This is a genomic window from Maribacter taeanensis, from assembly GCF_047345145.1.
Taxonomy (GTDB): domain Bacteria; phylum Bacteroidota; class Bacteroidia; order Flavobacteriales; family Flavobacteriaceae; genus Maribacter_C.
Genome location: NZ_JBLFER010000002.1, coordinates 615,862 through 630,733, shown reverse-complemented (window position 1 = coordinate 630,733; position 14,872 = coordinate 615,862). Strand labels below are relative to the sequence as shown.

Sequence of the window (14,872 nt, the reverse complement as noted above, 5' to 3'; positions counted from 1 at the left end):
TTCAAAGTATTTATATGATGTAATTCTTTGTTGAGAGGATGAATATAAAAAAACTCTAAGATTTATAGGAGATTTTTTCGTTTTTGAACAAAACTGTAAATAAAAGTAACACTACTAGTGCAAACCCCGCTGGATACATCCAAATAGTATCCCAATCATGATTTCCTGATTCTAATAAGTAAGCGTCAGCAATCTTACCAGCAATCCAAAAACCTACTAACATACCAACCCCGTAGGTTGCCAATGTAATCATTCCCTGTGCCGCACTTTTTATCTTTTCTCCCGCTTTCGAATCGGTATAAATCTGACCTGAAACGAAAAAGAAATCATAGCAAATTCCATGTAGTGCAATACCAATTACCAGCATAAAGAATAGGTCTCCTGCATTTCCAAAGGAAAACAAGGCATAGCGAATAACCCATGCAAACATTCCGAATAAAATAGTCTTTTTAAAGCCGTACTTAGTGAAGAAAATAGGTAACAAGAGCATAAACAATACTTCTGACATTTGCCCCAACGTTGCCCATGTAGTTGAATTTTCAACCTTATATTCTGTCAGGAATAAGCTAATATATTGATAATAGAAAGCCAGCGGAATACATATCAAAACTGAGGAAATAAAGAAGATTAGAAAGTTCCTATCCTTTAGGAGTTTTAGCGCATCTAGGCCTAAAATATCCGAAAGGTTGACCTTCTCATTTTTATTGGTGCTTGGGGGCGTTTTTGGCAAAGTAAAACTGAAGATTCCCAAAATTGCCGAGGCGATTGCAACCATTAGAAATGTATTTGAAAGAGCGCCTTCTTGAATGTTTTCTATCGAATCCCATTTGAATCCGAAACTGATGATCCAACCAGCTATAATCCATCCTCCTGTTCCAAAAACACGAATCAAAGGAAACTCTTTCGCTGGGTCTTTCATTTGATTAAATGATACTGAATTGACCAGCGCCAAGGTTGGCATGTATGCAATCATATAGCCAAGAACATATGGGTAGAAAACAGCGAATTCCGTTACTTGTGACATTTGATACATCAATACGGCTCCTATAAGATGGAGCACGCCAAGAATTCGTTCTGCATTGAAAAAGCGATCTGCAATAAGCCCGATAATAAAAGGTGCTATAATCGCACCCCAAGACTGAGTAGAAAATGCTTGGGCTGATTCTGCACCTGTTGCACTTAGATTATTCCCTAAAAAACTTCCAAGGGTTACAAACCAGCCACCCCAAATAAAGAATTCTAAAAACATCATTACTGAAAGCTGTAACCTAACTTTAGAATTCATAAAATGGATTTAGCGCTTATAGAATACGTAATCTAGTTGCAAAGGTTCTAGCCCATTTTTTCTAAAATCAGTAGCGATTTGACCGCGATGATGTGTCGAGTGATTGATGATATGGAATAGAATATCCTGAACAGTATTGGTAAACAACCTGCCTTCAGAATTCTCATAATCAAGACGTTTCTCAAAATCATCAACATTCGTTGTAATTTCAAAAGAGTTGCGTTGATTTTCATAATGAATATCGCTCCAATCTTTCACATCATGAATCTGATTCACTTCGTATTCAGGCTTCTTTCCAGTAAGCACAGCATTCCACCTGTGATGCACATTTAGTATGTGACTAAAGAGTTCTATACTCTTTTCAGGCGTATTATTTATTGCAGAGCATGCTTCGATAAGCTCTTTGTTACAATAAAAATTATAATCGAATAATTGGTTGAAAAATACTTTCACGTATATGGGATCTATTTTATTTGGATGGGCATTAATTCAGTTCTTTGGCAATTCTTAGCATTAAATCTTTAGTAGCTTTGATTCCTGCTTCCTCATCTAAAATGCTTCCCTCATACTCAACGCCGATAAAACCTGTATATCCCGCATCCTTTACTGTTTGAAGTAATTTGGAATAATCAATTCCGATAGCGTCTCCGTTTTCATCAAAATCATTTGATTTTGCACTAACCGCTTTCGCATAAGGCATTAGCTCAACAACGCCCTTATATTTATCATACTCTTCTTTACAACTCCAATCTTCATTTCTAGTAATACAGAAATTACCAAAATCAGGAAGTGTTCCACAGTTATCCATATTAACCGCTTTCATTACTTCGGCATGCATTTCGCCATTTGAAGACAATCCACCATGATTTTCAACAAGCACATTAATATTTTTTGTTTTGGCATAAGATGAAAGCTTTGTAAGTCCATCAATGGCACTTGCTTTCCATTCTTCTGGCACCATACTACCATTAAGGTTTACGCGGATAGCGTGACATCCCATAGCTGCAGCAGCATCAACCCACTTTTTATGTCTTTCTACCGCTTCATTTCTTTCCGCTTCGTCGTTCACGGCCAAATTTCCTTGTCTATCTATCATGATTAAGACATTCTGCATACCATGTTTCTTGGCTTCTGCATTTGACTTTTCAACAAAGGCAGCCATTGCTGCTTCAGAATACTCGTTGTTCTCCAAATCAGCCGGATAGAGTTGGCTTACGTACTCTAAACCCGTGAAACCCCAATTTTTGGCTTTTTCAGCAAATGAATAAGGGTCAACGCCATCTTTTCTTATCATTTTATTTATGGACCACTGTGCAAGAGATAGTTTAAAGAAGGGCTCCTTAATCTGTTCTGTCGTCTCTACGGATTCCGAATCTTCAGTATCTACTTTCTTATTCTCTTTGCAAGCAAAAATTCCTAATAGAGTCATCATAATAAGGACTGCACAACTCTTTTGTACTAAATCTATTTTTTTCATAGGGTTCATCACTTTTAAATTAAATTTGATAAAATCGCAACTACGATATCGATATAGTGTCAATTGTATCTAAAACTATGGAAATTAAATGTAGAGAATTAATTCTATATTTAATAAATTTAAGGACTAAACAATTCAGTACATGAGTAAATTCTATTACAATGAGGAACAAGAGTCGTATGATGCGATTGTTGTAGGTACAGGAATCAGCGGAGGCTGGGCCGCCAAAGAATTATGTGAGAACGGTTTAAAAACCTTGGTTTTGGAACGTGGACGAATGGTAAAACACCGTGATGACTATGAAACAGCTAATATGGATCCATGGGATTTTCCCAATGGCGGGCAGCCAACACAAGAAATGATTGCCAAACAAGAAAAGCAACATAGAACGGGCTATACCACAAATGCGGCAAGTAGTAGATGGTTTGTAAATGACTTGGAACACCCGTATAACGAAACCAAGCGTTTTGACTGGATGCGTGGTTATCATTTAGGTGGGCGTTCTTTACAATGGGGTCGACATAGCTATCGCTGGAGTGATATTGATTTTAGAGCTAACGCAAATGATGGTCATGGTGTTGATTGGCCCGTACGTTATAAAGATATTGCACCGTGGTATGATAAAGTGGAGTCTTACATCGGTGTAACCGGAGAAAAATTAGGATTAGAACAATTACCAGATGGTCAGTTTGAACCGGCATTAGAACTTAATTGTGTTGAAGAACATTTTAAAGAAAAAATAGCAGAAAACTTTGATGGCCGTGTCATGACTTCAGGTCGTGTTGCACACATTAATAGCGATAAACAATTTGATGGTGATGGTAGAAGTCGTTGTCAATATAGAAATCGCTGTATACGCGGGTGTCCTTTTGGAGCTTATTTCAGTAGTTTATCTTCTACTCTACCAGCTGCAGAGGCTACCGGAAATATGACGCTACGACCAGACTCAATTGTTCACGAAGTGATGTATGACCCCGACACAAAAAAAGCTACTGGTGTTAAAGTAATTGATAGACTTACCAAAGAGACTTTCGAATTTAAAGCCAAAGTAATTTTCCTTTGTGCCTCGGCAATAGCTTCTACTTCAATTCTAATGCAGTCTAAATCTGACCGTTTTCCTAACGGAATGGGTAATGATTCAGATCAGTTAGGCCGTAATATCATGGACCACCATTTAGGTGTTGGTGCTTCCGGTAAATTTGATGGTTTTGCAGATAAGTATTACAAAGGAAGAAGACCAGGAGGAATTTACTTGCCCAGATTCAGAAACTTAGGTGGTGACTCGAACAGAACCGATTACAAACGTGGTTTTGGTTACCAAGGAGGCGCAGGAAGAGGAAACTGGGAGGAATCAATCGCTGAACTTTCGCACGGCGCAGATTTAAAAGATGCTATTCTAAAGCCTGGAGGTTGGACTTTCGGAATGGGTGGTTTTGGAGAGGTATTACCCTACCAAGACAACCGATTTACTTTAGACTATGAAAAGTTAGACAAATGGGGATTACCTACCGTGACCTTTGATGCTGAGTTTAAAGAAAATGAGCTAAATATGCGTAAAGACATGATGCAATCTGCTGTAGATATGCTTACAGCAGCAGGCATGCGCGATGTAGAACCATTTGATAAAGAAACAGCTCTAGGCTTAGGCATTCATGAAATGGGAACTGCTAGAATGGGTAGAAATAGAAAAACATCTGTTGTTGACGGAAATAATGCACTTCATGATGTGCCAAATGTCTATGTAACTGATGGTTCATTTATGACATCAGCAAGCTGCGTTAACCCGTCGTTAACTTATATGGCATTTACAGCCAGAGCAGCAAATCATGCAGCCAATGAACTTAAAAAAGGAAATATATAATGGATAGAAGAAAAGCACTCAAAAATATGGGCCTTGCCATGGGGTATACGGTGGCTACTCCAACGCTTATTGGTATTATGCAAAGTTGTAAGGGGGAAACCGTTATGGAATGGACACCTGATTTCTTTTCTAAAGAACAAGGCGCTATTCTTACCAAATTGGTTGATGTTATATTACCCAAAACCGATACTCCATCTGCTTCAGAGGTACAGGTGAACCTTTTTATTGATCGATTTATGAATGAAGTTGCTGAAAAAGAGCAGCAAGATTTTATGAAAATGACAATGAGCCGTTTTTTAGAAAAAGCTACTAAAAATGCTGGTCTAGAAAATGTAACAGAATTAAGCTCTGAAGCCCTTGAAAAAACTATTGCAAGCACCTTGAAAATTACAAAAGAGGAAGAAACAAAAAATGGGAAGCTTGTTGAAGCATTTCAATTAGCTCTTAAAGAAGGCCAGGATGCAACTCTTGATGACACTGTTGCCAGTCATGCTTTTGCTAGCAACTTGCGTGGAATGACTATATGGGGTTATAAAACCTCTGAGTACGTAGGCGAAAAAGTTCTTGCTTACCTTCCCTTACCCGGACAGTATGTAGCCTGTGGTGATATTCAAGAACTTAGCGGGGGGAAAGCTTGGTCACTATAATGTCTTTCAAATGAAGAGAAGAAGTTTTATTCAAAAAACAGCCCTGACCAGTGGAGCAATTTCACTGAGCGGGGCTTTTTCGTATGCATCAAATAAAAATCCACCTATGAAACATCAATTCAATTTGAAATATGCTCCACATCTGGGTATGTTTAAACATCATGCAGGTGATGATCCTATTGACCAATTGAATTTTATGGCTGATCAAGGTTTTACCGCTTTCGAGGATAATGGCATGCGAACAAGACAAGTATCAGTTCAAGAAAAAATGGCGCAAACCATGCAAGATCGTGGTATTGAAATGGGTGTTTTTGTGGCGCATGAAATTTACTGGAAAGAACCTAACCTAGCTTCTGGGGATATAGCCATGCGAACAGAGTTCTTGGATTACATTAAAAAAGCTGTCGATGTTGCCAAACGAGTCAATGCAAAGTGGATGACTGTAGTACCGGGGCATGTTGATTTAAGACAGTCACTGGGTTTTCAAACGGCTCATGTCGTCGAATCTTTAAAACTAGCATCCGCAGTTCTTGAACCTCATAATCTAACAATGGTTCTTGAACCTCTTAATTTTTATAATCATCCTGGACTCTTTTTGACTGGTTCTCCGCAGGCTTATGAAATATGTAAGGCAGTGGATTCTCCTTCTTGCAAAATATTATTTGACATTTATCACCAGCAAATTCAAGAAGGTAATTTGATTCCTAATATGGAGGCAGCTTGGGACGAGATTGCTTATATACAAATAGGAGATAACCCAGGTCGTAATGAACCTACTACGGGTGAAATTAACTACAATAACGTTTTTAAATTTATTCATGAAAAAGGTTTTAATGGTGTTCTGGGAATGGAACATGGCAATTCAAAACCTGATAAAGATGGAGAACAAGCAGTTATTGATGCCTACAAAAAGGTGGATGATTTTCTCTAATTTTAAGATTTATTAGAAATTTTCAAAAATAAAATTATCGTTGAACTGCAATAAACATGGTAGTTCAAAGGTAGTTCATCGAAAAATTTGACCCTTTTCGATATACTACACCTTGACCACATAAGATTTTACTTTTCACTCCCGTTATTTATGCATGTCCCACTTATACGCAATATTCGCCTACTGCGTGTTAATGCTTCTTTCAAAAGTAGCTTACACGTATTTTACGAGCCAAAAGAAGAAAGAAAAGGCTTTTAGTTTCAATTGGAATTTCAACCTAGTTCAATTGAGACAAGCATTAATGAGCGTGTGGTTTTAAACGTGTTTAGACATCGATAAAATCCCCCTCAGACTTTTTTTTAATTTTTTTCTTGCCTTAAAGTAGTTGCATAGCCCCCAATTTTGGCTATTTAACGAATTTTTAGGTATATATTTGTAATTTTCGTAATCTTTTTGCGTTAAATTATCGTATATACTCTATATTAGACTCAAGGCATGGACAAATATTACATCATATTACTCATTTACGTTGTAGCTTACGCTTTTTCAAGAGTGGTGAGACCTTACGTAGAAAAATAAGAGATTTATAACATATATAAATGCACCTTAATTATCTTGAGGTGCATTTTTTATTTCAGATTTTTTTAAATCCAAACCATATAAAAAGCCCAACAGTAGTCTGTTGGGCTTTCCTTTTTAAATTATTCTCCTTAGGTTCTCACCAAGTTAAGATCCACACATCAAACAATCATCATCTGCTTGACCTTCTTTTGCACGTGCAATCATCTCCTTCATTTCTTGTGGAGTCATTGGTTGAATGTCAGTTTCCGTTTGATTAGCTTCCACAGGAGTAGTTTGTACTTGAATTGCCCCTGCTGCTTCCGCAGAAGGGGCAGGTGTAGCTGCTAATACCTCGGCTTCTGCAGCAACACTGGTAGGAACTTCTTTTTTCTTTGTATTATCCAAAGTAAACTTAATTGCATCTACAGCAGCTTTCGTTCTTAAATAGTACATTCCTGTCTTCAGACCACTCTTCCAAGCATAAAAGTGCATTGACGTTAACTTAGAATAGTTCGCATTTTCCATGAACAAGTTCAATGATTGACTTTGGTCAATAAAATAGCCTCTATGTCTAGACATGTCTATAATGTCTTTCATGCTCAATTCCCAAACGGTCTTATAAAGCTCTCTGATTTCTGCTGGAATGGTCTCTATGTGTTGAATAGATCCATTGGCTCTCATCAACTCTTGCTTCATATTTTCATTCCATAGGCCTAGCCCTACCAAATCTTCCAATAGGTGTTTGTTCACCACAATGAATTCCCCAGAAAGTACACGTCTTGTATAGATATTAGAGGTATATGGCTCAAAACATTCGTTGTTTCCAAGAATTTGAGAAGTTGAAGCAGTGGGCATTGGTGCAACCAATAGCGAGTTACGAACTCCATTTTTCTTCACTTCCTTACGGAGTTTACCCCAATCCCATCGACCGGATAGTTCCTCATCCTTTATATTCCAAAGATTATGCTGGAAATCACCTTTAGAAATAGGTGAACCTTTATACGAAGAATATGGACCTTCTTCTATTGCGGCTTCCATGGAAGCGGTAACCGCTGCGAAGTAAAGTGTTTCGAATATCTCTTGATTCAATTTCTTCGCCTCATCGCTAGTAAATGGTAAACGCAGCATGATAAAAGCATCTGCCAAACCTTGCACACCCAAACCGATAGGTCTGTGACGCATGTTAGAGTTCTCTGCTTCAATTACTGGATAATAGTTTCTATCGATTACCTTATTCAAGTTTTTGGTAACACGTTTCGTTACCTTGAACAATTCTTTATGGTCAAATTCCCCGTTCTTAATGAACATTGGCAAAGCAATCGAAGCCAAATTACATACAGCGATTTCATCCGGAGAAGTATACTCCATAATCTCCGTACATAAATTTGAAGAACGAATCGTACCTAAGTTTTTCTGGTTGCTCTTTCGATTAGCAGCATCCTTATACAACATGTAAGGAGTACCAGTTTCGATTTGAGATTCCAAGATTTTTTCCCAAAGCTCTCGAGCCTTAACTGTTTTACGACCTTTGCCTTCCGCTTCGTATCCTAAATATAATTTCTCGAATTCCTCGCTATGACTAGTAAATAGACCTGGACACTCATTCGGACACATCAAGGTCCAATCTTCATTGCCTTCTACTCTTTTCATGAATAAATCAGAAATCCACATGGCGTAAAACAAATCACGCGCACGCATTTCTTCTTTACCATGATTCTTTTTCAAATCTAGAAACTCATAGATATCCGCATGCCAAGGTTCCATATAAATTGCAAAGCTTCCTTTACGTTTTCCACCACCTTGATCTACATATCTAGCCGTATCGTTGAACACGCGAAGCATGGGAACAATTCCGTTAGAAGTTCCATTCGTTCCTGAAATGTATGAGCCAGTTGCACGAATGTTATGAATAGATAAACCAATACCACCTGCCGATTGTGAAATCTTTGCTGTGCTTTTTAGCGTATCGTAAATACCATCAATACTATCATCTTTCATTGCCAATAAAAAGCAAGAAGACATTTGTGGCTTTGGAGTACCTGAATTGAAAAGTGTTGGTGTTGCATGCGTAAAGTACTTCTTAGACATCAACTCATAGGTTTCTATGGCAGCGTCTAAGTCATCTAAATGAATACCAATAGAAACACGCATCAACATGTGTTGTGGGCGTTCAGCAATTTGTCCGTTTATTTTCAAGAGATAAGAACGCTCCAAGGTTTTAAAACCGAAATAATCGTAGCCAAAATCACGGTTATAAATTATAGTAGAATCTAGTTTCTCTGAATTCTTTTTGATTACATCAAAAACTTCGTCAGAAAGCAATGGTGCTTTTTTTCCTGTTCTTGGGTTTACGTACAAATACAAATCTTCCATCGTTTCTGAGAAAGACTTCTTGGTGTTCTTATGTAAGTTTGAGACCGAAATACGAGCCGCCAATTTTGCATAATCAGGATGTGTAGTAGTCATCGTTGCTGCAATTTCTGCTGCTAGATTATCTAATTCAGAGGTGGTCACTCCGTCATATAAACCTTCAATAACGCGCATCGCGACTTTTAATGGGTCTACCAGTCCGTTAAGACCGTAGCATAATTTTCGAACTCGAGCTGTGATCTTGTCGAACATAATCAGCTCTTTTCTTCCGTCTCTTTTTACTACATACATGTGGCTACAATTGTTTTAAATGGATACTCGGTTTTTTGGTCGGTTAGTCTAATCAAGACTGCAAAATCTTAATTAAACTAGGGGAATTTTAGATTTAAACTAGTTTTGGGGATAGCCTTCTATATATTCCATAATATTATAAAAGGCTATATATTTTTAGATTTTAAAAATCAGCATCAAAGCTAATCTTCTGTGCGTCTTCGTCTTTATTCATTACACCTGCCTTTTGATATTCAGCAACTCTTTTCTCAAAGAAATTGGTTTTTCCTTGCAGGGAAATCATATCCATAAAGTCAAATGGGTTGGTTGCATTGTACACTTTATCGCACTCCAACTCTACCAAAAGCCTATCAGTTACAAACTCTAAATATTGTGTCATTAGTTTTGCGTTCATTCCGATAAGGCTGGCAGGAAGAGATTCTGTGATAAATTCTCTTTCAATATTCAATGCGTCTACTAAAATTGCAGTGATACGCTCTTTCGGAACTTTGCTTATTAAATGTTTGTTGTGTAGATGTACTGCATAATCACAGTGCATACCTTCATCTCTTGATATTAGCTCATTTGAAAAAGTCAACCCTGGTAAAAGGCCTCTTTTCTTCAACCAAAAAATAGAACAGAATGCTCCGGAAAAGAAGATTCCTTCCACAGCGGCAAAAGCAATCAAACGCTCAGCGAAGCTTGGAGATTCAATCCAATTCAATGCCCAATCCGCTTTCTTTTTGATTGCGGGGAAATTTTCTATTGCTTTAAAAAGAATATTTTTCTCTTTCTCGTCTTTCACATAAGTATCAATCAAAAGCGAATATGTCTCTGAGTGGATGTTCTCCATCATAATCTGGAATCCGTAGAAAAATTTCGCCTCAGCGTATTGCACTTCACTAACAAAATTTTCAGCTAAGTTTTCATTTACGATACCATCAGAAGCAGCAAAGAATGCCAAAATATGTTTTATGAAATAACGCTCGTCATCATTCAATTTGTTATTCCAATCATTCAAATCTTCACTAAGATCGATTTCTTCTGCTGTCCAAAAACATGCCTCACATTTTTTGTACCAATCCCATAAATCATCATGTTTTATCGGGAAAATAACAAATCGGTCTTCGTTTTCTGCCAAGATAGGCTCTATCGCTGTGGACATATTCTTACAAATTTAAAAAGTTAGTGTAGTGAGCTGAAAATTACCCCTGTGATGGGCTTACAAAGATGGAAAAATAAGAGGGATTAAAAACGCCTGTTTCAAAGATTCCATAACAAAGTTTTTAACATCGTATGTTGAAATGTAGGTTCGTAACTGATAGACATTAGACTTACCGAAGAATTAGATTTTACATAAAATTTACAATGAAGTTGAACAAAAAAAATAAACCAAAAAGTATGTTTTTAAATATACTTTTTGGTTTGAAAAATTGAAAATCTTTTTTATCTGCTTGCGCACCTTGTCATAAAACTAATCTAATCAAATACGATTCTATTTTTACATCATTTACTTCCCTGTCATCGGAGAATACATGTGCAAATAAAGAATCACATTATCGGGCATTCGATTTACATGAATTTGATTTTCATCAAACCCTGCGGCAATAGCTAATTTTAAAAGTTGTTTTTCGGTGCGGTGTACTAAATGCCAGTCACCCAAAATTTCCATATAATCTCTTGATGGATTATGCGCTTCATTATAGTTTCCTACGATTATCTCACCTCCTTTTTTTAGCCATCCTCTGAATCGTTTTAGCAAAAAAACAAAAGCTCTATCATCCAAATAATCAAACAAGCCCGCAGACCAAATAAGGTCATGGGTATTGTCTGTCTTGAATCTGAAAATATTTGAGTTTACATATTCGATATGATCTAAATGATCTTTATTCAGTTCTCTTGAAAATTGAATTGCTTCATCGTCAATCTCAACACAGGTGGTTTTTACATTCTTACAATTAAGTGTACAAGCATACAATTCTGATAGCTCTCTTCCAGAACCGCTAACCACATTAAGCAAGCTAATATCTTTGCCAAAGCCAGCTTTTGACTTCACCCAATGTTTAAAATATTCTTTTCGATTTCGAACCGCATCAGGAGCTCCATTTTGCTGTACATACGTATCCCAAATACGATATTCTGGAATATCTGAAATGTGGTTGATGTAAATTCGATCTAGAAAAAGATAATCCCCAGGATAGCCATTTGGTTTTAAAAAACCTCTACCATGTAAAGTATTTTCTAGAAACCTTTGGCTAAAACTTGTATTAAGTGTTGTAATTTCTTCTTTGGATACTCTTCCCATTCTATATTCATAGGCAGTAATAGACAACAGTTCATCTAGTTGAAAAAAATTATCATAAGCCAAATACTCCTTTTCTATAAACTGTTTAAGCAATTCTATGCCTATACTTTGAGTTGATTTTTTTTGAAGTGCTGTGATCATAATAGTACGTTTAATGATTGAAATAAACTATTTCGATTTAACTACAAAAATGTCTAAATACCCCAAATTCACTGTACAGGCTTTGTTTAGATCTCTCAGCCATTTATTGACCAAATACCCTAAAACCAATACAACTTCTAATCCGATTAGTACAAATGGGTTAATCCCTTTTACAATAGTTGACAAGGGTTCAGCAATCAATAATGTGGTGTTTAGTAAAAGTGCGGCGATAATAATAATTGATGTTTTCATGGTCGAATTTTTAATTATGTTATGCAAGTTATTTTTCTCATTCCTTAAAAAGTTCAAGGTTTTCCCTGAGTTTTCAAATTCAGGGTATTCCCTTAGAAGCTTATTCTTAAATACTACTAGTACTTTAATAAGAACTGAAACAAATAAATAGCGTGAAAACCATATTCCATATTTGCAAAACAGTCCAACATGGGGGTGATTCAAAAAAAAGGGGAATAGTTACCTTAGTGTAGTGAAGTAGTTAGTCAATTCTTTGGCTAAGATAACAAGCCTCGTGGTCACAAATTTTAGAATTGTAAGGTTGGTCTATAATCTTGTATAAACTGTCAATTTCAAAGTGCTTTAACAGGTCTTTTTAATATGGAAGGGTGTAGAAAATATATATTTAATTTTTTGCATAAAAAAGGCTAGAAATATAATTTCTAGCCTTTTCCAATTTTCTAATTTGGTTATGAATACCGCCAAACCGTACGGCCCTTCCAATGTATCAAAATCAATACTTGTTACAATGGCGCTGATTTAGGTAGTTCCCCCGAAACCTATAATCGAGCAAATCACCTTAGGCCAACAAGTTGGTTAGGTGTCCAATATGCAACAATTCATTAGACGGGTCTGTTACTAGAACAGTAATACGTTCTTATTTACAACGCATTCCCAAGACCGTACCTTATGGATTGGCAGTTTCATAAAATTTTTAGAGTTTCCCATTCATACTTACGATTGTACGATATGACAAAGAAGCTCAACTTAATCTTAACTTGTTAAGATTTAGATAGTTGGTCAATTAGGGGAATTAATGTAAAAATACGATTTTTACCACCAAAAACCCTAATAAAATCAACGTTTTTTCCTTTACATATAGTCAAAAATTCTGATGCTATTTCTATTCAGAACTAAAGGGTTAAGAGCATATTCGATTACTTTTTCGCCCTAAAGTCTCCTTTCAAGTGAACATATTTACCTGCTGCATTATTCAACTTAATATCCAAACTACCTTTTATCGTAGTTTCATCTAAGTGTTCAATTTGAATTTCTCCACTTTTTGCAAAAAGTGGTAATTCTCCGAGTTCATTAATGTTTGCAAAACCAAATACTCCGTCAAAATTATTTAGCAATCCGCTCTGATTTTTTGTGATCTCAAAGGTTGCAGGCGCTAGAACTTCTTTCTTATGCTCTCTAGAAATTAAAAATTCAAAAGAGTGGTAAAAAACTTCCTCACCACCACTAAGCTTTAGCTCTAAAATCGAAAATGGTATTCCTTTGGAGGTTGTTTTAACAGCTGTTTCAAAGTCAATCATACCCGTAAAACTATTGTTCAAACTTCCAGAAACTTGAATGGTATAGTCAAAGTAACTAGTAGGAGTAGGAGTCGATGACAATTGCTCATCATACTTAGTACCTGATAACATAAGTGTGGCCACAAGAGTTAGCACTCCTGTTTTGATCATTTTCGAATTAAAAATAGCCGTGTTCATATTGGTTATAACAGAATACTTGGTTGGCAAAGACTAGTTGTCTTTGAAGACAGTGTCAGGTTGGATTTCAACGCTTCTTTGGCTTTCAATACTAACTTCGCTTGAAGCAATTTTATCTGCAAGCTCTTTATTTGAGTTTTCGATAAGAGCTGCCAAAAATAAGCTCAAAACAAGAAAAACAAACATTAAAAAACACTTTTTCATCGCTCTAGATTTTATTAAATGGTTGAATAACTTTAATAGGGAACTAAAGCAAATATTAAGACCAAAATAAGCTTCATACAGCTACATATTAGTAAGTATTGTACCAATGGTACTAAATACTGTATAAATGGCAAACCTTGATTTTAATGATCTTGAGAAACCTTGTTCTATATTCAAATTATATTTTGTAAGAAAAAAATGATTAATTCGTAGTAAAAGCTGAATTAGTCAATTTTTTGACCAATCATACTTGAATAACTTCCATTGATACATCTTTTTTGAAATACCAACAGCGTAAATTTATTTTTGATTAACTTTCTTTTATTAGATGTACGTATTATGATTGAAGCAATAATAGTAGATGATGAGATAAAAGCGCTGCAAAGTTTATCTTGGGAGCTTACCAACTTTAGTGATGAGATCAATGTTGCGGCTTCATTCACTGACCCCGTTAAAGCTTTAAGCCATTTAGAAAAGAACACACCAGATTGTCTTTTTTTAGATATCGAAATGCCAACGATGGATGGGTTTCAGTTCATTCAAAAATTAAAGAACAAAGATTTTCCGGTTGTAATCACAACGGCTTACAACCAATACGCTATCAAAGCGCTCAAAAACGAAGCTATTGATTATCTACTAAAGCCTATAGATACCGACGATCTAAAAGATACAATTACCAAAATCAAAAAATTTAATGCTAAGAATTTCACCGCTGAGCGATTGGAGAAAATATTGCTAAACTTCAATTCAAATGCTATTAATAAGAAAATCACTTTTAATACCGATGGAAAGCTAGTCTTTTTAGATAGTGAAGAAATTGTATATGCCGAATCAGATGGAAATTACAGTACTATTTACCTTACCGATGGTCAAAAAATAGTGCTCACAAAAAAGTTAAAAGAGGTAAATGAACTATTGCCGAGTGATTCTTTTTTTAGAATTCACAATTCCTATATAATTAACCTTACCAAAATAAAGGAGTTTCTCAAAACAGATGGATATGTTATCTTGAAACCTAATCACAAAATCCCTGTGTCTCGACAGAAAAAGTCTGATTTTCTTGATATGCTGTAAACTTCTTTATGACGCCCCT

At 36.1% G+C, this 14,872-nt stretch carries 13 protein-coding genes; 4 read left to right on the top strand and 9 right to left on the bottom strand.

Annotated features, from left to right (window positions below):
- Positions 1–55: 55 nt before the first annotated feature.
- The 3 genes from ACKWCD_RS08635 to ACKWCD_RS08625 are packed head-to-tail and all read right to left on the bottom strand — an operon-like array spanning position 56 to position 2,762.
- Positions 56–1,285: a nucleoside permease gene (locus ACKWCD_RS08635; protein WP_413983538.1), complete on the bottom strand. Its 1,230-nt coding sequence runs from the start codon at positions 1,283–1,285 to the stop codon at positions 56–58.
- A gap of 9 nt (positions 1,286–1,294) precedes the next feature.
- A complete protein-coding gene (locus ACKWCD_RS08630; protein WP_413983537.1) occupies positions 1,295–1,738 on the bottom strand; it encodes a DinB family protein in 444 nt (147 codons plus the stop codon).
- 31 nt (positions 1,739–1,769) lie between these two features.
- Positions 1,770–2,762, bottom strand: coding sequence for a sugar phosphate isomerase/epimerase family protein (locus ACKWCD_RS08625; protein WP_413983536.1), 993 nt, complete (start codon positions 2,760–2,762; stop codon positions 1,770–1,772).
- Positions 2,763–2,904: 142 nt separating this feature from the next.
- On the opposite strand from ACKWCD_RS08625, the gene ACKWCD_RS08620 reads away from it, so the two are divergent.
- From ACKWCD_RS08620 to ACKWCD_RS08610, 3 genes are read left to right on the top strand one after another with little or no spacing between them, the layout of a single operon-like run.
- Positions 2,905–4,623 carry a GMC oxidoreductase gene (locus tag ACKWCD_RS08620; RefSeq protein ID WP_413983535.1) on the top strand — a complete coding sequence of 573 codons (1,719 nt, stop codon included), beginning with the start codon at positions 2,905–2,907 and terminating at the stop codon, positions 4,621–4,623.
- Positions 4,623–5,270 (top strand): gluconate 2-dehydrogenase subunit 3 family protein, encoded by a 648-nt coding sequence (locus ACKWCD_RS08615; protein WP_413983534.1) that lies wholly within the window; start codon positions 4,623–4,625, stop codon positions 5,268–5,270. Before ACKWCD_RS08620 ends, ACKWCD_RS08615 begins: the two co-directional genes overlap by 1 nt.
- 10 nt (positions 5,271–5,280) lie before the next feature.
- A complete protein-coding gene (locus tag ACKWCD_RS08610) occupies positions 5,281–6,201 on the top strand; it encodes a hydroxypyruvate isomerase family protein (RefSeq protein WP_413983533.1) in 921 nt (306 codons plus the stop codon).
- Between the two features lie 726 nt (positions 6,202–6,927).
- Here ACKWCD_RS08610 and ACKWCD_RS08605 read toward each other — a convergent pair.
- From ACKWCD_RS08605 to ACKWCD_RS08580, 6 genes are all read right to left on the bottom strand, one after another.
- Complete coding sequence (locus ACKWCD_RS08605) at positions 6,928–9,423, bottom strand: ribonucleoside-diphosphate reductase subunit alpha (protein WP_413983532.1); 2,496 nt, start codon at positions 9,421–9,423, stop codon at positions 6,928–6,930.
- A 163-nt stretch (positions 9,424–9,586) separates the two neighbouring features.
- The gene (locus ACKWCD_RS08600) at positions 9,587–10,567 is read right to left on the bottom strand and encodes a ribonucleotide-diphosphate reductase subunit beta (protein ID WP_413983531.1); all 981 of its coding nucleotides are present in this window, start codon (positions 10,565–10,567) and stop codon (positions 9,587–9,589) included.
- Between the two features lie 345 nt (positions 10,568–10,912).
- Complete coding sequence (locus tag ACKWCD_RS08595) at positions 10,913–11,848, bottom strand: class I SAM-dependent methyltransferase (protein ID WP_413983530.1); 936 nt, start codon at positions 11,846–11,848, stop codon at positions 10,913–10,915.
- 27 nt (positions 11,849–11,875) lie between these two features.
- A complete protein-coding gene (locus tag ACKWCD_RS08590; RefSeq protein WP_413983529.1) occupies positions 11,876–12,100 on the bottom strand; it encodes a hypothetical protein in 225 nt (74 codons plus the stop codon).
- Positions 12,101–13,017: 917 nt separating this feature from the next.
- On the bottom strand, positions 13,018–13,605 hold the full coding sequence (locus ACKWCD_RS08585; protein ID WP_413983528.1) for a hypothetical protein: 588 nt from the start codon (positions 13,603–13,605) through the stop codon (positions 13,018–13,020).
- Between the two features lie 3 nt (positions 13,606–13,608).
- Positions 13,609–13,779 (bottom strand): hypothetical protein, encoded by a 171-nt coding sequence (locus ACKWCD_RS08580; protein WP_413983527.1) that lies wholly within the window; start codon positions 13,777–13,779, stop codon positions 13,609–13,611.
- Between the two features lie 339 nt (positions 13,780–14,118).
- Here ACKWCD_RS08580 and ACKWCD_RS08575 point away from each other — a divergent pair, with 339 nt between their 5' ends.
- Positions 14,119–14,853 (top strand): LytR/AlgR family response regulator transcription factor, encoded by a 735-nt coding sequence (locus tag ACKWCD_RS08575; RefSeq protein ID WP_413983526.1) that lies wholly within the window; start codon positions 14,119–14,121, stop codon positions 14,851–14,853.
- Positions 14,854–14,872 lie beyond the last annotated feature (19 nt).